21 protein-coding genes and 2 pseudogenes are annotated in these 20210 nt (G+C 36.5%); 15 read left to right on the top strand and 8 right to left on the bottom strand.

The annotated features are described in order from the left end of the window. Positions 1-69 precede the first annotated feature (69 nt). A complete protein-coding gene (locus AN964_RS24960) occupies positions 70-750 on the bottom strand; it encodes a DUF1129 family protein (RefSeq protein WP_055742475.1) in 681 nt (226 codons plus the stop codon). Beyond that, the gene (locus tag AN964_RS24955) at positions 747-1079 is read right to left on the bottom strand and encodes a PadR family transcriptional regulator (RefSeq protein ID WP_055742474.1); all 333 of its coding nucleotides are present in this window, start codon (positions 1077-1079) and stop codon (positions 747-749) included. The genes AN964_RS24960 and AN964_RS24955 overlap by 4 nt, the downstream gene beginning before the upstream one ends. A gap of 312 nt (positions 1080-1391) precedes the next feature. Here AN964_RS24955 and AN964_RS24950 point away from each other — a divergent pair, with 312 nt between their 5' ends. From AN964_RS24950 to AN964_RS24930, 5 genes are all read left to right on the top strand, one after another. Continuing rightward, on the top strand, positions 1392-1694 hold the full coding sequence (locus AN964_RS24950) for an ArsR/SmtB family transcription factor (protein ID WP_055742473.1): 303 nt from the start codon (positions 1392-1394) through the stop codon (positions 1692-1694). A 171-nt stretch (positions 1695-1865) separates the two neighbouring features. Next, complete coding sequence (locus AN964_RS24945; protein WP_055742472.1) at positions 1866-3047, top strand: MFS transporter; 1182 nt, start codon at positions 1866-1868, stop codon at positions 3045-3047. 448 nt (positions 3048-3495) lie between these two features. Beyond that, the gene (locus AN964_RS24940; RefSeq protein ID WP_055742471.1) at positions 3496-4089 is read left to right on the top strand and encodes a YdeI/OmpD-associated family protein; all 594 of its coding nucleotides are present in this window, start codon (positions 3496-3498) and stop codon (positions 4087-4089) included. Positions 4090-4437: 348 nt separating this feature from the next. Beyond that, entirely contained in the window at positions 4438-4761 is a 324-nt protein-coding gene (locus tag AN964_RS24935) for an ArsR/SmtB family transcription factor (RefSeq protein WP_055742470.1), read from the top strand. Positions 4762-5000: 239 nt separating this feature from the next. Continuing rightward, positions 5001-8171, top strand: coding sequence for an ATP-binding cassette domain-containing protein (locus AN964_RS24930; protein ID WP_055742469.1), 3171 nt, complete (start codon positions 5001-5003; stop codon positions 8169-8171). A gap of 198 nt (positions 8172-8369) precedes the next feature. Here the strand turns inward: AN964_RS24930 and AN964_RS24925 are convergent, their stop codons facing one another. Further along, positions 8370-8810: a hypothetical protein gene (locus AN964_RS24925; RefSeq protein WP_055742468.1), complete on the bottom strand. Its 441-nt coding sequence runs from the start codon at positions 8808-8810 to the stop codon at positions 8370-8372. A 328-nt stretch (positions 8811-9138) separates the two neighbouring features. Here AN964_RS24925 and AN964_RS24920 point away from each other — a divergent pair, with 328 nt between their 5' ends. Continuing rightward, positions 9139-9885, top strand: a complete 747-nt coding sequence (locus tag AN964_RS24920) for a nucleotidyltransferase domain-containing protein (RefSeq protein ID WP_055742467.1) — start codon at positions 9139-9141, stop codon at positions 9883-9885. Continuing rightward, positions 9882-10556 carry a hypothetical protein gene (locus AN964_RS24915; RefSeq protein ID WP_055742466.1) on the top strand — a complete coding sequence of 225 codons (675 nt, stop codon included), beginning with the start codon at positions 9882-9884 and terminating at the stop codon, positions 10554-10556. The genes AN964_RS24920 and AN964_RS24915 overlap by 4 nt, the downstream gene beginning before the upstream one ends. 130 nt (positions 10557-10686) lie before the next feature. On the opposite strand, the gene AN964_RS24910 is transcribed toward AN964_RS24915, so the two are convergent. Next, positions 10687-11208, bottom strand: a complete 522-nt coding sequence (locus tag AN964_RS24910) for a P-loop NTPase family protein (RefSeq protein ID WP_055742465.1) — start codon at positions 11206-11208, stop codon at positions 10687-10689. A 128-nt stretch (positions 11209-11336) separates the two neighbouring features. Between AN964_RS24910 and AN964_RS24905 the strand changes: the two genes are divergently transcribed. The 4 genes from AN964_RS24905 to AN964_RS24890 all read left to right on the top strand — a co-directional run bounded on the left by AN964_RS24905 (position 11337) and on the right by AN964_RS24890 (position 15308). Then, a complete protein-coding gene (locus tag AN964_RS24905; protein WP_055742464.1) occupies positions 11337-12167 on the top strand; it encodes a sporulation protein in 831 nt (276 codons plus the stop codon). Positions 12168-12439: 272 nt separating this feature from the next. After that, positions 12440-13213, top strand: coding sequence for a class I SAM-dependent methyltransferase (locus tag AN964_RS24900; protein WP_055742463.1), 774 nt, complete (start codon positions 12440-12442; stop codon positions 13211-13213). Between the two features lie 310 nt (positions 13214-13523). Beyond that, positions 13524-14657: a GAF domain-containing sensor histidine kinase gene (locus AN964_RS24895; RefSeq protein WP_055742462.1), complete on the top strand. Its 1134-nt coding sequence runs from the start codon at positions 13524-13526 to the stop codon at positions 14655-14657. Between the two features lie 12 nt (positions 14658-14669). Beyond that, the gene (locus tag AN964_RS24890) at positions 14670-15308 is read left to right on the top strand and encodes a response regulator (protein WP_055742461.1); all 639 of its coding nucleotides are present in this window, start codon (positions 14670-14672) and stop codon (positions 15306-15308) included. Between the two features lie 97 nt (positions 15309-15405). Here the strand turns inward: AN964_RS24890 and AN964_RS27235 are convergent. Further along, positions 15406-15829: pseudogene (locus tag AN964_RS27235) on the bottom strand (LbetaH domain-containing protein). A 759-nt stretch (positions 15830-16588) separates the two neighbouring features. Here AN964_RS27235 and AN964_RS27410 point away from each other — a divergent pair. The 3 genes and pseudogenes from AN964_RS27410 to AN964_RS27630 all read left to right on the top strand — a co-directional run bounded on the left by AN964_RS27410 (position 16589) and on the right by AN964_RS27630 (position 17826). Then, positions 16589-16711 (top strand): hypothetical protein, encoded by a 123-nt coding sequence (locus AN964_RS27410; RefSeq protein WP_268888422.1) that lies wholly within the window; start codon positions 16589-16591, stop codon positions 16709-16711. Positions 16712-16776: 65 nt separating this feature from the next. Continuing rightward, positions 16777-17091: pseudogene (locus tag AN964_RS27635) on the top strand (VOC family protein); the annotation flags it as partial. Positions 17092-17406: 315 nt separating this feature from the next. After that, positions 17407-17826 carry a VOC family protein gene (locus AN964_RS27630; protein ID WP_437177128.1) on the top strand — a complete coding sequence of 140 codons (420 nt, stop codon included), beginning with the start codon at positions 17407-17409 and terminating at the stop codon, positions 17824-17826. A gap of 310 nt (positions 17827-18136) precedes the next feature. Here the strand turns inward: AN964_RS27630 and AN964_RS24880 are convergent, their stop codons facing one another. The 3 genes from AN964_RS24880 to AN964_RS24870 form a co-directional block, all read right to left on the bottom strand. Then, on the bottom strand, positions 18137-18676 hold the full coding sequence (locus AN964_RS24880; RefSeq protein ID WP_055742459.1) for an NADPH-dependent FMN reductase: 540 nt from the start codon (positions 18674-18676) through the stop codon (positions 18137-18139). Positions 18677-18787: 111 nt separating this feature from the next. Next, positions 18788-19213, bottom strand: coding sequence for a universal stress protein (locus AN964_RS24875; protein WP_055742458.1), 426 nt, complete (start codon positions 19211-19213; stop codon positions 18788-18790). Positions 19214-19378: 165 nt separating this feature from the next. Next, a complete protein-coding gene (locus tag AN964_RS24870) occupies positions 19379-19669 on the bottom strand; it encodes a hypothetical protein (RefSeq protein WP_055742457.1) in 291 nt (96 codons plus the stop codon). Between the two features lie 210 nt (positions 19670-19879). Between AN964_RS24870 and AN964_RS24865 the strand changes: the two genes are divergently transcribed. Continuing rightward, complete coding sequence (locus AN964_RS24865; protein WP_055741498.1) at positions 19880-20191, top strand: helix-turn-helix domain-containing protein; 312 nt, start codon at positions 19880-19882, stop codon at positions 20189-20191. Positions 20192-20210: the final 19 nt, after the last annotated feature.

The raw sequence follows: 20210 nt of genomic DNA, 5'->3' as shown, positions 1-20210 counted from the left end.
CCTAAGTTCACTCAGTAAACTTGGATACAGGTTATTCTTACTGTGTGCTCTTGCTACTAATTATACAACCTATCTAACCCCAACATTTATTCTTCGCAGCGTGTATACAATTATCCAAAGGATTCCTCCTGCTAGTAGTGAGGCCCACCAAGTAAAGTGGAAGGTTGGCCCAAAACGAGGGATGAACATACTTGCTACAACAACAATTACCGTTGATAACGCAACGAAAATTCCTACCATGAGCCTACTCTTCTTTTCATTGGGATTTTGATTAAACAAGGATTGTTGGATTACCCTAAAGATAAGCCATACTCCGAACAAGACGGAAGCCAGTATAATGGCAAATATAATAAGAGAAGACAATGGATAGACAGTATCTCCTATATTCCTAAATTGTGACGTTACTAGAATAGCGATTCCCCGAACGATCAAGATCCAACTGATCAGATGAAAGATAATTCCTAATAGCAAAGGAACGACTTCTCGTTTCTTTCCATTTGGAAGGTTTTGAATAATTTCATCAGCATATCGTTTCGGGTCATCACCAAAAATATCGCGTGCCGACTTTCCTTCCTGTTGACCTTCAAGCAGGTGATCCAGCATTTCCATTAAAACTTCCTCGGAGTGTTGTTCAGACAGAGATAAATTCAGGCGAATGTAAATTAACATGTCACTATAGTATTGTTTGTTCTCTGGGGTGAGAAGTTCACGTTTTCGGTTATTTTCTTCAATTAATTGTTTTGCCTTCATGGTAAATTCCTCCCATTGAATAAAGAATTAACAGGTTTTACAATTTGCATCCACTCGGAGGCAATGGTATCAAGGGACTCTTTGCCTTGCTCGGTTAAATAGTAGTACTTACGGTTTGGCCCAGACTCTGAGGGCTGCATTTTTCCACTTATAAGACCGTTTTTTTGTAGCCGCAGTAAAATGGGATATATCGTCCCCTCGCTGACATCACCTAATCCCGCTTCTTGGAGCTTTGTTGATAATTCATAGCCATACACTGGTTTCTTTTCGATAATGGATAACACACAACCATCCAATATTCCCTTTAATAATTGACTCCTTAAGGACATTGTATAGCTCCCTTCCTAAATTTTAAGTTGTATAGCTATTTTGCATAGCAAGATAGCTAGTTGAAAAAAATAACTATCTTGCTATACATAATAGTTGATTTTATTATATTCTTTTTTCTCCAATCATGTCAATTCGAATTTTAAAGGTGATAGTTCCTTTTGTAACGAATAAATAGTTAGAAGAAAAACATATCGTTCAAAAAAGAATTTTAATCAAGATTTTTTTGCTGAACTGGGTATTCCCGAGCTGCATGAAAAAACAATGATCAAAAAACACATTGACATATTAAGATATCACGATATAATAACCGTATGGAACCAATTGAAATCTTCAAAGCCTTATCAAATGAATCAAGGTTGCAAATTTTGCAATGGCTGAAGGAGCCTGATCGCCATTTTATACCCCATGAAGGGATTGATATGAACACAACAGGGGTGTGTGTTAGTCAAATAACAGATAAATTAAAAATGACGCAATCAACTGCTTCCCAATATCTCACCATACTTTTAAGATCTGGTCTTATTAAGGCAGAACGAATAGGAAAGTATACGTATTACAAAAGAGATGAGGATGCCATAAAAAAAATTGCTGACTTTTTCAAAAAAGAGATATGAAAATGAAACTAGAGAATTCAGTTTCCTAACTTCATAACAAATAAACATCTTTAGATGTTTATTTTTAAGACCTACATATCGACATATTGCGATGTGTTTATTTTTAAAACTAACATATCGTTATATTGCAATATGTGAAAATATAAACAGTAATTAAGGAGTGAATTTTTTATGTCAAACACTTGGAAAATATATATTTTAGCTATTATCAGCTTTTTAGTAGGAACATCTGAGTACATAATTTCCGGTATTTTGGATAATATTGCTCATACACTTGGGATAACAATAGCTGCAGCGGGCCAATTAATTACGATCTTTTCACTTGTATATGCTATTTTTACACCAATCCTCATGTCGTTGACTGCAAGTATGGATAGACGAAAATTAATGCTTTATTCTCTTGGCCTATTTATTATAGGAAACATCTTGGCGTTTGCCCTGCCTGGTTATGGATGGTTTATTGTTGCACGAGTAATTATGGCACTTGGGGCAGGTATGGTAGTTGTAACTGCATTAACCATTGCAGCGAAGATTGCTTCAGATGGTAAGCAGGGAAGTGCCATTGCTACTGTAGTTATGGGATTTACAGCTTCTTTAATTATTGGAGTTCCTCTCGGAAGAATGACAGCAGTAGCGCTTGGTTGGAAGTCTGTATTTGGTGGAATTGCTCTATTGGGATTAATAGCAATGTTAGTTATATTTCTTACTCTTCCACAAACAGAAGGGGATAAACCCATACCATTATCTCAGCAAATTTCTCTTTTTAAGAAACGAAAAGTAGTGCTAGGATTATCTATTACGTTTTTCTGGCTAGGAGGATATTCTATTGCTTATACCTATCTTTCCCCTTACCTCCTTACCATTTCTGGGATAAGCGAAAAGTTGCTTAGTGGAGTTTTACTTATATTTGGAATAGCTAGTTTGGTTGGATCGAAGTTCGGGGGATATAGCACGGATCGCTGGGGAGTGTCCTATACTCTGGTTGGTGGTATGGGACTGCACATCATCATGCTGATTTTGCTATCACTCGTAACTCACTCCTATATCGGAGTGCTAATCATTCTTATATTATGGTCATTTTCGGCATGGTCTACTGGTCCAACACAACAATATCACTTAGCCACAATTGAACCAGAATTATCAGGCGTATTGCTTGGCATTAATCAGTCCATGATGCAATTAGCGATGGCTGTAGGTGCGGGAATAGGGGGTATTTTTGTAGAGAAAGTATCACTGGCTTCCATTACTTGGATTGGAGCATTGGGGGTTGCAATCGCTATTGTTGCTTCCTTAGCTGCTTTCCATTCAAGTGCAAAACAGAAATCATCGAATTTAAAAGAAATGAATTATTAATATGGATTCAAATAGGTTCCTTTAGCCATTGAACCAGGTATAGTCTTTTCATTTACAAGGGGTTCTTAGTTGAAAAATAATAATGGGATAAAAGGAATAAATATTCCTCAATTAGACGCTTTTTTCTTTAAAAAGAAGAGCGTCTTTTTATGTAAATTAAGCTTTAAGTGAATTTGTTTAATTGTGATAGCAGTGCTTAGTCTGATATGAATTTTATGGTCAACACAAAATTATACATTATTTATGAAAAAGTTAATAGTAGCAGTCCTGCGGAATGGCGGAGTTCCGACATAAGCTTCTTGTAACTTGCCAACCCAGGTCTGCTTGACATGACAGCAATTAATTGCCTATTATAAACGCGGATAGCAATCGGAGTCTTTTATTAATGTGAAGGCAGGGGGAGGTTGATTTTGACCGATATTAAAAAATTGAAAAGGAGTGTTCCTTGATGGCAGAGAATAAATTGAATCCTAAAGTTAATGAATTTATAAGTAAATCTAAAAAGTGGAAGATTGAATATGAGAAGTTGAGAAATATCGTTCTTGACTGTGAGTTGACTGAAGAATTTAAATGGATGCATCCTTGTTACACGTATGAGAATAAAAACATTGTTTTAATACATGGATTTAAAGAATATTGTGCGCTTCTGTTTCACAAAGGTGTCTTATTAAAGGATACCCATGGGATTCTAATTCAACAAACCGAGAATGTACAGGCGGCGCGCCAGATACGGTTCACTAATGTTGAAGAAATAGTAGAAATGGAAAACATCTTGAAAGCCTATATTTATGAAGCAATTGAAGTAGAGAAAGCCGGTTTGGAAGTAAATTTTAAGAAAACAGAAGAATTTATTATTCCGAAAGAGTTTCAAAATAAATTAAATGAAATCCCTGCCTTGAAAACTGCTTTTGAAGCATTAACCCCGGGACGGCAAAGAGCATACATTCATTATTTTTCTTCAGCCAAACAATCCAAAACTCGAGAATCAAGGGTTGAAAAATATGTGCAGCAAATTCTCGATGGAAAGGGATTAAATGATTAGTTTATTCGATGAGAAAATTAACTATCAAACACTTTGTTTATCCTAACTCCTTTCTGGATTGTAGGTGAAACTTAATCAAAATAATAGACTTACGTATTACCACACAAAAGTGTTCCTATTGTTTTAATGCTGAATACAGGCTTTTCTTTAACTGATGGGGCAAGAGTTTCAATAAGCAACGGTAAAAACTTTGACGTTGCTCCTATTAATTTGTTAGAAATACTTTTGCTAAAATTCCTTCCTAAGCCGACCACTTAACTCACCATCTATTGGAGTTGTTTCACTTTTCTTATGTCTCATCAAACTCAGGACACCAATTGGTGTTGAAATAATAAGGGGGTGGCGATTTTGAACGAGAAAAATCAAGAGCGTGACGTTTATGTAGCTATCGCTGACCCAACAAGACGTAAATTGTTACGTTTATTGGCAGATGCAGAGGAGTTACCGCTTCACGAATTAACCGCTCAATTTCAAATGGGGCGTACTGCTGTTTCTAAACATTTGGCCATCCTTAAAGCAGCTGGTCTAGTTACGGACCGTAAAGTTGGGAGAGAAACAAGATATCGTCTAAATGCAGCTCCCTTACAGGAAATTAAAGATTGGATATCCTTTTACGAAAAATTTTGGAATGAAAAAGTGGCACTGTTAAAAATTTTATTAGAGGAGGAATAATGAATGGCGGAATTTTCATTGGATTATCAGATTAATAGTTCAATCAATAAGGTTTGGAACGCGAACAGATTCAGATAATCTTGCAAAATGGATAATGGAAAATAAGAAAAAGTAAACGGCTCGGCTTAGAACGGAGCCGTTTAATTTTTTGTATTAATATCGATACAAAACACAATACAAATTCATTTAAAGTTGTGCTAACATGGCAATACTAGATTTAGAGAATGGAGAGGATTTTAATGAAAATAAATCAATTAATTGCCAACAATATTAACCGTTTAGATACTGTTCTGCCGGAAGATCAGACGCTCGGAATTGCTGGTCTGTCCGGATCTGGAAAAACAACTTTTTGCAGGACCATTGGTGAAGAATCCAAGAAGCGCCTCGTGTCCTTATTGCCAAAGGCTGATTATCAGTATTTATTTCCGAATATTATGGAAACTAATTTCAGTGCCATCAAGATGGAAGAGATGCCTTTAGTGCTTTTTCTTGGGAGATCATCCATTTCTTCTAATCCACGTTCAACAATTGGCACGCATACTGGCGTATTTACAGAGATTCGTGTAAGACTCGCTGAAAAATACGATCTTTCTCCAGAAGTCTTTTCATTTAATAATGAATTAGGCTGGTGTCCTAAGTGTAAAGGCCGCGGTTCTAACAATAATGTTGAATGCCCTAAGTGTAATGGAAGGCGTTATAACGAGGAAGTGGAGCATTACACAATCGATTTATTTGGTAAACCACATAGTATATCAGATATTAACAACTTAAGTATTGAAACTATTCTTTCGCTAGTAGAGGATTTAAATATTAGTGAAGAAAAACAACATATTCTTAAAAACATAATCAATATGAATATTGGTTACTTAACATTAAATCGAATTATGGGTACTTTGTCTGGTGGAGAATTAACACGGCTGTACCTCGCAGAATTCATGGCTGTAAGTGAAAATACGGTTATTATCATTGATGAAATATCAGTCGGTATAGATCACGAAACATTACTAAAAATTTTAGAACAAGTTAAACAATTAGGGTATAAGAATCAAATTTGGTTTATTGATCATTCTGACACAGTTCTTGATACAACGGAAACCCAAGTTTTCTTTGGACCTGGCAGCGGTAAATATGGCGGAAAAATCGTAGATGAATCACCGCGCCCAAAACCAGTATACTCAGAACGAAATGAGGAAGAGCCAACTGATTACTATCATTTTCAAGATTTATTTTGCCGTAATATTCAAATGGCTGAAATCAAAATACCAAAAAATAGACTTGTAACCATTACTGGAGAGTCTGGAAGTGGTAAATCAACACTTGTCAACGAGTGTATTGCCGAAGATTTTCAGAAGCGGTACAAAAAAGATAAACTCGTTATGGTTGGACAAGATCGAAATCAATCCATTACGAGTCGGTCAACCGTTGCGACTTTTCTTGATATTAAAAAGAAAATCACAAAATATAGTGAAGAAATTGATGATATTTTCGATCGCTCCATTGAAGATATCATTGATGAACTTCCAAATGAAGATATTGCACATAAACGTTTGAGCTTATTGATCAAACTCGGATTAGGTTATTTGACTTTAAATAGAAAGACACAGACACTGTCGACTGGTGAATTTCAATGTGTGCATTTAGTCTCGGAACTGTTTGCAAACTCTAGAAACCCGCATACCCTTTTCATTTTTGATGAACCTTCAAAGGGTTTATCACAAAATATTTTAAATCAATTCATGGATAGTATCAGGTCCATTCTACAAGATGAATCTGTTTCTATCATGATGATTGAACATAATGCCTATATGATGGAAAGCTCCGATTTTATTATTGATTTTGGTAAAAGAAAGAATGAACCTGTCACGCATCTTGATGTTGTTCCTCAGCATGAATATTATGAGACTAAAAATAGGGAAGATATCGCCTTGCCATCGCCTATTCCGTCGACACTCCAATCACAAAAAGGCATTACGTATTTAAAAGAATATCATATTGACTACTTTAAAAATGCAGAAAATATCTATAAGGGCGGTATATTAAAAAGCTTATCATCCATAGCCCGTTTGATTTATGGCGAATATGATTCCAATAAAATTGCACCCGTCATTGCCATTGATCTTGAAAGACATTTGTATAGTCAATATAGTTTCCTATATGAAATGGGTGGCGTGATTAACCATATTATAGCGTCGCATCCGACTAATAAAGATACGAGAAGCTTTGATTTCTTTTCTCAGGACAATCATTGTCCATCATGCTCGGGACGCCTTGAAATTGGAATATTTGATAAAGATCTTGTGATTCAAGACAAAAATCTTCCATTCTGGGATGGTCTATTCTATCCAGAAATAATGGAAGTATTAAAGTTTTATCAATACCCAAAATTAGAATTTCTATTTGAAGAAATTAAGAATGAGCTCGGGTTTGACCTGACAAAAAGCTATAATGAGATGTCTGATGAAGAAAAGCATACATTTTGGTACGGGTATTATGAAAAGTCATTTTATGATAAGAAAGGCAAGGCACGCAGAACATGGGTAGGTTTTAATACCATCCTTGGTATGTATATGGTCGTTTCAAAATCAATTATTAAAGAGCAAATGAAAGCTTCTAAAGAAAAGATTACATGTCCAATTTGTAAGGGTACTGTTTTAAACCACCATAAACCGCTTAAATTTGGAGACAAAGATATTCGTGAAATAATCAATCTGCCGATTGACCAAGTATTGAAAATAGTAGGTGAGTTACCTCCACTCGTCAAACTGAAATCTATTGTAGGCGGCGATATGATTTTGACTGAAGACGTCTCTTTATTGCCTAGAAAAACACAAGTCGCACTGAAAATGTTTGAATTAGAACAAGCAAGCTTTACCGGCTATGAAATGGTATTACAAAATGTCTTACCATTCTGGGACACAATCAAAGACAATATCGAATCCATTAGCATCAATAATCAAGTAACCATCTGTGATTTTCCTTCTATCTATGAAACAAGAGAAACGATCATAGATAAATATTTCACAAATGGAAAATACAAAAAACTAACATATGTGTATGAAGCATTTGGTTACAAAAAATTAGTTACTCCAATTAATAAAATTAAAAAGAGCCATCCATGTCCATTCTGTAAAGGAAAAAAAGTTATATCAGAAGATAATCTGCATGATGGAGTCTTTAAATTAACCATTCCATGTGTAAGTTGTTGTGCAAGTGGCATCAATGATGAGGGTCTTAAGGAAATCGTTGAAGGTATACCAGTCAAAACATGGTTAACTGGGACAGTGAGAGATGTTGTTGATGGAAGCTTATATACAGAAGCTGTAGCAGATATTCCAATCTTTAATCGTATTCGTGAGTTAAATAAACGAGATATGATGGCAGTTTATCAATGCCTTGAGCAAAATAATTAAAATGAATTAATAAAACTAGCCATATTTAAACCGAAGCTAGTAGTAGAAAACCCATTTGCATAATAAATGGCAAATGTTTTTTTACAAAAGGGGCAGTTTTGCTAAAAGAAGAACAAGATAATTTAAATCCTAGAAAAACATTGAAATAACAAAGGAAGAAAAATTTTTTTGATTTCTTCCTTTTTATTAAAAAAATATTTATTTTACTTTATTCGTATTAGATCCAAAGATAATAAAAATCGAAGAAAACAGTGCTATATACACTCCATAACGAATCTGAGACAACTGATAAATAAGTGAATCGGTTAACGTTTTTCCGATAAGCATACCAGACATAGTGTGATAAATAATGGCAATTAAAAATAAAATAATTGTCAAAATTGATGTTAATAAACGAATTTTTGAGGTGTTTTGTGATCTAAGTTCTTGAATTAAAACGATAATACAAAGTATTGGAATAATGGAGAGTACAATACCCAATATTGGAGATATCAGAAAAATCATTGCACCTGTATAGTCAAATCCTGTAAGTGTTACATCGGAAATACCTTGTAATCGGTTTGACCAAGGTAGAAAGAAAGATGCAATCAATGTAATGATAAACAAGTTTTTAAATTTGAAAATCCTTTGTATATGCATGGATATCACCTCCTTATGTATGGTGCATTTATTCAAAAAAGGCATAATAATTATACGTTCTTAATGATCGATACGTTTCATTTGTATACGATAAATAACTTTTCGCCATGAGTTAAAAGAGATTAAGCTCACTTTCATCACCGTAAAATTCTATTTCATTTGTATTAAACTAGGGAGTTGAAGAGAAGAATTTTACTTTAAAAATAAAGTAGGAGTTGAGGATTAATTGAATCAGCAACTCTTTTTTTATGGGGTAATTCTAGTAAGAAGGGAAAACACGATCTTTTAACGAATAAACTGTTATTCGGAAATAAACGGGGTGAGGATCATGACTGCAATGAAAAGGTTAAAGGCGATGGAAGCAGCTGCACTGTTCGTTGATCAGTTTTTTTCTAATTGTGATGGGGCTGTTTTAGCGGGCAGTGTGGTTAGAGGGGAGGAAACAGATACCTCTGACCTGGATATTGTTGTATTCGATAAAAATATTAACTCTTCCTATAGAGAATCATTTATAGAATTTGGATGGCCAATTGAGGTTTTCGTTCATAATTTAAGCTCCTACAAGCATTTTTTTGACCTGGATTACAAAAATGCGAAGCCTTCTATGCAAAGAATGATAGCAGAGGGACTAGTTGTTAAGGATGAAGGGATTCTGGATGCCATAAAAGAAGAAGCAAAGGCAATACTGGAAGAGGGACCAGAAAGATGGACCGATGAAACCATTCGGTCGAAACGTTATTTTATAACGGATGTCCTGGATGATTTTATCGGTTGTCAAAATCGGGCAGAAGGATTATTTATAGCAAATACTCTTGCCAATCTTCTTCATGAATTTGTTTTAAGAACTAACGGCCGTTGGATTGGGACTTCAAAATGGATCATTAGGGCATTAAAGAAGTATGATGAAAAATTTGCTGCGGATTTTGTGAATGCTTTTGATGCCTTTTATCAAGATAGTGATAAAAGCAGAGTGATCGATTTGACTGATAAAGTTTTGGAGCCCTATGGAGGCAGGTTATTCGAAGGGTTTTCGTTGGGAAAAGAAAATAGGACAGACAGGAGCTTGGATATTTGAAAGTAGATAGAGCGGTTCGGAATAATATTGCATGGTGTGAAATGGTTTGTGATACGCATGGGATTGAATATTTTTGGAAGGAAAATCTATGGGGACTGCTAACGGAAGCACCTCCATTTTACCCTGAGGTTATAACTGTGAATAGGAAGGCAACGATGGAGGAGTATAAGTTCTTTGGTGAAAAAGGAAAAGTCAGTAGTGTCAAAGATAGTTATGCACATCTTGATCTGTCACCATATGGTTTTAAAAAATTATTTGCTGCTGAATGGATTTATTACGCGCCAATTTCTGATACAGAGGCACTTGAAACAAAATGGAGTGTGATTTCGACTGAACGGGATTTAGCATACTGGACTTTGCAATCTGGTTTGATAGATGTGATCAAGCCGAATCTATTAAAATATGAAAATGTGAAGATTTTTATGCAAGAGAACAACGAAGAAATCTCAGGGTTCATCGCCAATGTGGATGCAGGTGTTGTAGGAGTATCTAATGTATTTTCGATAGGAAATGACAATGAAAATCTATGGAGTGAAATTCCAAAAATCATTTCAAATGAATATCCTGGTATGTATATGGTTGGATATGAGCATGGCAGCGACCTTCAGTTAGCACAAAAATCCGGATGGGGTTCACTGGGACCACTAAGAGTGTGGATTAAATCGGATTAATGGTAAAAAGGGAAACAGTTGGTATAAATGAATCCGGATATTGGGGCTGTGCCGTGTAAGCGGGCATGAAGAATCGTGCCCGTTCCCAAATGTAAAAATTTAAAAGTGGCACATACCCCGCTTCATCACACTAAGCAGAACCTAATGCTATATTCTCAAGATACTCCCGAATTGCTTTCTTATTTTTTAACACAATTATTGTCTTTTCGGAACCAAGTAGTTGAAAACGCTCTGCCATTTTCTTCTTCCGGGAATGGTAAGTTGTATAGATAAATTTCAGAAACGTCCACTCCATCTTTTCAGGGCATCCTTCTCCTAAGTCAGGGCGAGTTCTGCCAATATTCATTAACCATCTTTTTAATACTCGATAAAGGCAAACTGCTAAAGGAAGCTCGAGATAAATAATGGTATCAGCAGATTCTGCGCGAATATCAAAAGAATTACTATAATTTCCTTCGATGATCCACTGGTCATTTTTGACGATTTCCTTTTGGGCATGTCGAAATTCTTCTAATGAGGATTCAACCCATCCCGGTTTCCAATAGTAGGAATCCAAATGATATACTTTTTTATTCAAGATTTCTCCTAGTTTTCTCGCAAATGTAGACTTTCCGACACCAGAGGAAACACCAATTACCATAATACGCTCCATCTATCCATCCCCCTTATTTGAAAAATGCAAATATTATCGCCGTATTCTTCATTCATTATTCCTAATTATATATAATAATAGAAAAAAATGGCGGAGGGAATTAAAATCATACAAAGGGGGAGTGTAAAATGTTGAAAAAAATCATTTCAAACATGATTGGAAATGTAAAAGTTGATACCATTCTATCGAAGGATGAATTTGCACTCGGTGATCCATTTGAAGGGGAAGTCGTTTTAAAAGGAGGAATTCGAGAACAAGAAGTACGCAATATCCATATTTATTTGATGAGAAGATTTCGTGTTGCAAAAAATAGAACGGAAGCCTATCCGTGTTACTCCTTTACCATTCCTGTTAACCTGATAATGAAACCCGGGGAAAAGTATCGATGCCCTTTTCGTTTTATGTTACCGATTTATCTGCCTGTTACTTTTTCCAAAAGAGAAGTATGGGTGCAAACGGATGTAGAAATTCCACATGCTATTGATCCAACAGATAAAGACTATGTAAAACTAAATATGTCTTCTTTTGAACGAATACTTACAACTATTATGATAGAAAGATTTGGGTTTCGCCATGGGTATGTCACACATCATGGCAGTGCTCAAAAACCATACCTTTACCCGGGACACCCACTCGCTTCCTTGTATGAAAAAAGAGACTATCCCGTAGTAAAGTCCTATTACTATGATGTAGAAGGTAGGTTTGCAGAAAAATATCGGAATGTAAGTATCATGATAGGGAATTGTATAGAACAATTCGACTTATATTTTAAGTTGCACTTTAAAAATGATAAATCACTTTATAAACGAGTTTTTGATGAATTATCCGAAATAGATCAAAAAGTGGTTTATTTAAGCTTGAATTTCAATACAATGGAAAACTATGATTTGATTGAAAACAAAATAAGAACCCTTCTCGAACAAGAGGATAAGCCTTATTACATGGTGAATGATCGGTGACTGGATAACGCTGGTTGCCGATATCTTTTTTAATAATCTATGTAAATAAAAGATATGAAAAATACCAGTGTAGTCTCTGTCTAGCGCCATTTATCATCGCTAACGCATTTCTACGTCTTCTCCCTACGATAAGAGGGCATCAGCTCTGTGTTTCAAAAGATTACGAAGTGAAATGGCACTTCAAATTTTGCGCATCCTTTCTTCTCTATTTTATAGAAAAATAGAGAGAAATGGAAAAAAGGTATTTTCACCCCGATATCGAATAGGAACCGATGGAGGGGATAAACATGATAAAACAAATTTTAGATCAAAACAAACAAAGCTGGGACAAAGTAGCCCACCATTTTAACGGAGTAGACGCATTACCGAGCTATGGACCTTTTGCACAAACAGAGGATGAGTTGCGCCTTTTTGATGATATGCAGAATAAGAGAGTTTTAGATATTGGATATGGGAGCGGGCATTCCTTATTGTACATGGCCTGCAAGGGCGCGAATGAGTTATGGGGCGTTGATATTTCGGAAGAGCAAAAAAGAACGGCGGAAGTTACATTGGGAAACCTGAATCCAAAATTGTACTGCGCTCCGATGGAGGAAGATATCGGTCTGCCAAAAGAGTATTTTGACTATGTCTATTCCATTTATGCAATTGGATGGACGACGGATTTAGCAAGGACCTTTCAATTGATTTATTCGTATTTGAAGCATGGAGGCAGCTTTATTTTTAGCTGGGATCATCCTTTATATCCTCATTTAAAAAGCGAAAATGGGCGGATCTATCTTCATGACTCCTACCAGCAAGAAGAAACGGAAGTGTACAAAACATTCAAGGGCGAAGACGCACCAATGGTCATCCACAAGCGCAAAATGAGTACATACATAAATGAATTGATCAAAGTGGGGTTTACGATTGATGCAGTGATAGAAAGTGATGTATCATCTAACTTTGACTCAGTGGAAACAGAAGTGTCTGACCGTTATTATTCGCTCTATAAAGCTAAGAAATTTCCAACAACGATGATTATTAAGGCTACGAAAAAGGGATAGCAGCAGTGATGTTTATTTTAGGAAAATAAGTTTCGATTGCCATGAGTGAAATTTTGATATTTTTCAGCGAATCTTTACATTTATGCCGCCATGTTTAGCTATATCAATCTTTGCACATGGCTAATTCCTGCCGAACTTGCAGCAATTTTGCTAAAAGGATGAATAATCCCGCGAGATTTTACGATTATCCCGCCAATTTCCGATATAATCCCGCGAATCAGCCAAACCTACGACCTTAGTCGTAAAAAGACTTTAGCCAATTTGCTGAGGTAACCGTTTCAAATACTTGATAACATAAGGTTTAAAGATCATGGAGGGAGTACCGTTGTCTAAAATAATCCAGAATTCGGAACTGCTTATTCTAAAGGAGATTGCAGAACTTTTAAACGAAAGCACCGAGGTAGAGAAGATGCTGCCGGAAGTTTTAAATAAATTATTGAATGTCACTGGGCTTGAAATTGGTTGGATGTTCCTGGTAGATGGTGACGGGGGATATCGACTTGTTGCGAAAGAGTCCTTACCCCCGGCTCTTTCCCTTAACGACTGCAGCCCAATGTGCAGTGGAGAATGCTGGTGTATAAATCGCTACAATATTGGGCGTCTTCATAAAGCTACAAATATAATAGAATGCAAGCGTATTGAAGATGCTTTGGCAATTAAAAGCGGTGCAACAAATGGACTCACTCACCATGCCACTGTTCCACTCCGGGCGGGAGATGAAAAATTTGGGATATTAAACGTCGGTTCTCCTAATAAAACAACCTTCGAACCAAGTGAGTTGGCATTATTAGAGTCTGTTGCTTTTCAAATAGGAACCGCATTGAAACGGATTAGGTTGAGTCAAAAAGAACAGGAAACAGCATTAATTGCGGAACGTAATCGGTTGGCACGCGACCTTCATGATTCGGTTAATCAACTGCTTTTTTCCCTAAGCCTTACAGCGCGTGGGGGGATGGAAATGACAGATGATGAAGGAATAAAAGAAACTTTTTCTTATTTGCAGGATTTAGCGCAGGAAGCCTTGGGAGAAATGCGTGCCTTAATATGGCAGCTCCGGCCAATTGGACTGGAGCATGGAATTGTCAGTTCTTTAAAAGCGTATGGACAAATGCTGAATTTAAATATGCGAACGAAAATTAGCGGTGTGGCGGGCTTGCCTGGAAAAGTAGAAGAAGCCCTTTGGAGAATCGGTCAAGAGGCACTGGCGAATTGCAAAAAGCACTCGCAAAGTGCAGATGTAGATTTGAGCTTAATGGTTGCAAATCATAAAGTGGAAATGGAGATTACGGACCGTGGCTGTGGATTTGTTTATATGGAGCAAAATGAGATACCATCTCTCGGTCTGAAAAGTATGAAGACACGTGCGGAAAGTTTAAATGGTACATTTCATTTAACGAGCGCTCCTGGTAAAGGCACTCAAATTAAGATAAAAATACCGATTTAGGAGGCGGTTATGATGGCAATTCGTATTCTTATTGCTGATGATCATCATGTAGTCAGACGTGGACTTGTCTTCTTTTTAAAGACACAAAAGGGTTTGGACATTGTAGGAGAAGCAAAAGATGGAAAAGAAGCGATTGAAAAAGCAGCAGAACTGTTGCCTGATCTTATTCTAATGGATCTGGATATGCCAGTAATGAACGGAATTGAGGCAACAAAAGCAATTAAAGAAAAATATGAGGATATGAAAATCCTAATTTTGACTAGCTTTTCTGATCAGGATCATGTTATTCCGGCGATGGAAGCGGGGGCGTCAGGTTATCAATTAAAGGATATTGAACCGGATAAATTAGTTCATTCCATCGAAGCGATTATGCGGGGAGAAAAACAGCTTCATCCAAAAGCAACCACGCTGTTGGTGGAAAATTTGACCAAATCCAAAACGGAACGGATGCCGATGGATGAATTAACGAAGCGCGAATTAGAGGTGTTAAAAGAAATCGTAAATGGCAAAAGCAATAAAGAAATTGCAGCCTCCCTATATATTACAGAAAAAACAGTGAAAACACATATAACCAATATTTTATCCAAGCTGGACTTAGCGGACCGTACACAAGCAGCTTTATTTGCTGTGCGCTCCGGGATGTTTGAGTAAGGGATTTATAAAAGAAATGGAGGGGAGATCTTGGTTCTTAGTTTCTCCCATTGTATCGATGCTCCCAACTATTTCTAAAAAGCTCTCTATTAATCACTTAGGCAGGGTTTCCCCTGATTACCACATTCTTTGTAACCACAACCCCAGAAGTAATGACATTATTGCCACACTTCGCCTGTCATTCCAAACATTATCACCGATTCAGCTTTACCATGCTCTAAACCCGAAATTCATTGGGATTCAGCGGGCGCATCGCAGTGTATATATGCACACCTGGAGCCATCATACGGTTATCTTTGATTCGTACCTCAATCGAAAATTATCATAAAAATTTTCGCCCACGTAAATTTTGTAGCCATAATTACATCTGAAGGTAAGTTCTCCAAATAACTCTTTTATTAAGGTATCCGGCATATCTAGTTCTATTTCAAAAGTATAATTATACGATCTTGTAATCGGTGGGAGTTTCCGTTCTTGTGCTAATACGGGTCTGCAGCGTTAGATAATTCTCCGCTTACCATTTTTTGCTTATTTTGTTATCGCTCCAAAAGGAATTTTTTCGAAAAATAGGAACCTGCAGATTCCTCCATCAACGGTATCAAAGACAAAATTGCAAAAGGAAAAGCTCCGGATGTCGTTCATCGAAGGGATGAAGGACAAAAAAGCAAAAGGAAAAGCTCCAGGTGTCATTCATCGGTGGGATGAAGGACGAAAATGCAAAAGGAAAAGCTCCGGATGTCGTTCATCGGAGGGATGAAGGACAAAAACGCAAAAGGAACAGCACCGGATGTCGTTCATCGAAGGGATGAAGGACGAAAATGCAAAAGGAAAAGCTTCAGATGTCCTTCATCAGAGGGATGAAGAACAAAAACGTAAAAGGAAATGCACCAGATGTCCTTCATCAGAGGGATGAAGGACAAAAAAGCAAAAGGAAAAGCTCCAGATGTCGTTCATCGGAGGGATGAAGGACAAAAATCGCAAAAGAAAAACTCAGGGAGTCCGTCGCGAAATGTATGAAGAATAAACCTAAAATGTCCTTTATTAGTCAAGTTTCTCCTTTACTAATTCCATCAGTCTTATGAACATTTCTTCTCCACCTTCCGAATGACATTTCTACGACTAAAGTTTGAAATAAGTTCAATCAATGTGTGGATTCGGATTTTTTGGGTAAAGATTAATATATAGCTATGGAATACAAATCGAAACGAAGCTGAATGTTACTAAATAAAAATAAAGTTTGTCATTAAAATCCAATTTAAAAATTTTATGGAGGGATCAATATGTTATTTTCGTATGAACAAATAGAGATTGCTAAATTAATCGAGCAGGATATGGTGAGAAAGAATCGCCACAGATGGGGATATTTCCAAAGGAAAAACGAGAGACAATACGAAGGAAAATAATTGAATGCTCAGGCATTTCAACAAAGTGTTGGGATGCTTGTTTTTGAGATGAAGGGGGAATAATCATGAAAATTTACCGAGTACAGTTAAAAGCATATTACTTAGAAAAAATGAAAAAGTTTTATACAAATCTTTTACAAATGCAGCTAGTTTATGAGGATGAGAGAAGCTTTGCCGTTTTAGCCGGAACAACAAGAGTTTATTTTGAGAAAGATGATGCGCAGCCATACTACCATGTATGTTTCCATTTAGGATCTGCTTTTTTTGATGAAATATATAACCGTTTGGAAAAAGAAAAATTACTCCTATCCAACGAAGAAGGAGAAACAAGCATGTATTGGAAAGGAAAACAGGCGTACTTTTATGATCCGGATGGAAATATTCTAGAGATTTTGGAGAGGCCGTTTCAACAAGGGGAAGAGGAGTCCGATGGTTGGTATAGAGTAGGGGAAATTGGTATGCCTAGCACAAATATCTATGAATTACGTGATTTTCTTTCTCCGTATATAGAAAATCAATATAAGATTGAGCAGGACTCTTTTTCCTTTTTTGGAAAGGAAGAGGGGGTAGGTGTGTTAGTGAAAATCGGACGGAACTGGTATCCGACAGATCGTCCTGCAGAAGTGCATCCTATTAAACTTGTAGTCAGTGGAAATACGGAAGCTTATTTAACTCACCCAACTCTTCCATATGAAATCACTGTAAGAAAAGAATGGTCGACGCTAGTTCCAGCTGTTCAATTCCGAATCGCAAGACCCACGAACCAGATGGAGAAGATTATTGAGTTTTACGGGAAAGGATTAGGTCTCCAAAAAGTAGGCGAGTTTCAAAAACATGAAGGGTATGAGGGTGTGATGTTCGGCATTCCCGATAAGAGTTATCATTTGGAATTTACACAGCATGAAAGTGGAAAGCCAATTCCGCATCCGCCAGAAGATCAGTTGCTTGTCTTTTATATAGCAGATACTTTTATGTGGAATGAAATGGCGGAACGATTATTGAGAATGGGATATCGTCAAGTGCCGTCGGAAAATCCATATTGGGATCGCGGTGGAATTACCATTGAGGACCCGGATGGGTATCGCGTAGTTTTAATGAATACTGTAGGAATTTGATTTTTGTTAATTTGTGAGTGTTCAAAATGCCAGGAGGAAGAAAAAACGGAAGCGAATTGTCCTTTATAAAGGTTCAAAAGACCAAGAGGAAGGAAAAACGGAAGCGAATTGTCCTTTATTAAGGTTCAAGTGACCAAGAAGAAGGAAAAGCCAAAGTGAGATGCAAAATTGGTTGGATACTTGAAGGCTAGGCAAGCAAATAAAAGCAATTAGTTAATAATGAAAAGAGTAACCAGGTGTCTCAGCAATGTTTGATAAAGCATTAATGTACCATAGAAAAAAGTTAGCGGACAGTACCATAAACTGTTCGCTAACCTCCTAATTTGCCTTGTAAATATAGCATTTCTTCCGCTAATTTGTTTATTCTTCGTAAAATATCCTTATCCAAAATCTCCGCAGTCTCTACATCGAATAAATCATTATGAACAAATACGTCCTTTGCAACGACAATTGCTTCTAAATAATGAAGAATTGGTTTTAATTGATATTGTGTTACGAGAAGATGTTTAGAAGATCCACCATTGGTAATACATCCAACTACTTTTGATTTAAATGCCCGTATCGGCATTAAATCGAATAAGTTTTTTAATGTACCTGAAATTGATGCTTGGTAAATAGGGGTTCCAATAACCAAACTATCTGCTTGGAGTATTTTGTTAACGACGGTTTGGGTATCGTCGTTGTAATAAGATAATGGTGTACCACGCATAAATTCAACGTCATATTCTTGTAAATCAATTAATTCCGTTTCAATGGCGGGATTGATATTTTTGGCTGCAGCTAAAACTTCATGTACGGTTTGCATTGTTTTACTTCCTGCCAGTGAACCTGAAACTCCGACAATTTTCACTTTTCTCCCTCCTTCAAAGTTTCCTTTCAATAGTTTCGCTTACTTATGTAAAACCGATTACGTATCCAAGAAAAAATACAGGGAGACATGTAACCTCCCTGTATTTTTTGTTTATTTTACAATTAATACTGGGCAATGAGACAATTGAGAAATCTTGTGGCTCACGCTTCCGAGCATCATTTCTTTAATATTGCCTAAGCCGCGGCTTCCGATTACGATTAATTGGTGATTTTCTTTTTCTGCAAGTTGAACAATTTGAACGGCAGGATCGCCCTGAAGATAAACGGTTTGGGCTTGTATTCCCTCTGCTTCTGCCTTCACTTTCATATTATTTAAAAGGTTTTCTCCTTCTTTTTGGATGGATTCATAAATATTATCGACTGTAGTACCTTCCAAACCTACTGGAATCGTAATATTTCTCTCCACATGTACTAAAGTAACATCTGCTTTTTGTTCTTTTGCAAGATGCAATCCTGCTTCCAAAGCTTTTTCACTCATCTCAGAACCATCGACTGCTACTAAAATCTTACGAAACATTTCAATGCGCCTCCTAAATTAGAAAAGCCTCTACAACCCCATTATATACCTAAATATTACTGGTGTCCCAAAAGGTGCCTATTTGGGTATCATTAGTGTCAGGCACTACTTGTGGACAAATAGAAGGTTTGTCCATTCCATATGGACAGTGGAAAATCATAAAAGTTACTCTCCAATTTTTAAAAGCCATTCCCGCAATTTTCTTTTTGGATAATAACTCTTTCCATTTAGAGCTAGATGCGGTATTTCCGGATGGTCATTTACTAAGGCTTTTGCATCTTCCTTAGAAATTCCCATGTAAAAGTGTATATCGCTCTCTTTTATTAACTCATGCTCATCACTTTCCTCCCACTTTTGAAAGACGCTTTTCGCAGTTGGATTATTAAAATTCTTTAAACCATCCCCAATAAAATAACCAGCTAGAGCAATCCCAATCGCTAAAAAAATGAATTCCATTTTTACTCATCTCCAATAAAAAATAAAAGTCCTGCATTTTATCTACGGAATCCCCATAATAAAGGTTTCACATAGTGTGTCATGCACCACTTGTGGAATATATTGAGAGGTTGTATCTTTTTAGCCCCCTTAATCATTTAGACACGATAATACCTTAGGTTTACACTTAATGTATAACATACAAAATGATTCATAGGGAGGTGAAGACCCATGCCTGGAAAGAAAATTGATGTAATTGAAGATGTAAAAAAGAAATATGTTCGGCTTGCGTTAGAAACGGGTAACCATTCTTCTATTGCCCGAAAGGCGGGAATATCAAGAGATACCTTTAGAAGGTGGATGAATGAATATAAAGATGAAATGCTTGATCTAATGGAAAATGAGGGTACAACCATATTATCTGATAACCCCACTAAAGGCGAACTACTAGAAAAGTATGAACAAGCGATGAAATTGCTTGGAGAAAAAGAACTGGAAGTTGCCATGTTAAAGAATTTAATAAAAAAAAACGAATCTCTATAAATTCAAAATTAGATGAAGT

The organism is Heyndrickxia shackletonii, assembly GCF_001420715.1.
GTDB lineage: Bacteria > Bacillota > Bacilli > Bacillales > Bacillaceae_C > Margalitia > Margalitia shackletonii.
The sequence above is the reverse complement of the archived record's forward strand: the minus strand, read 5'-3'. Positions and strand labels throughout refer to the sequence as shown.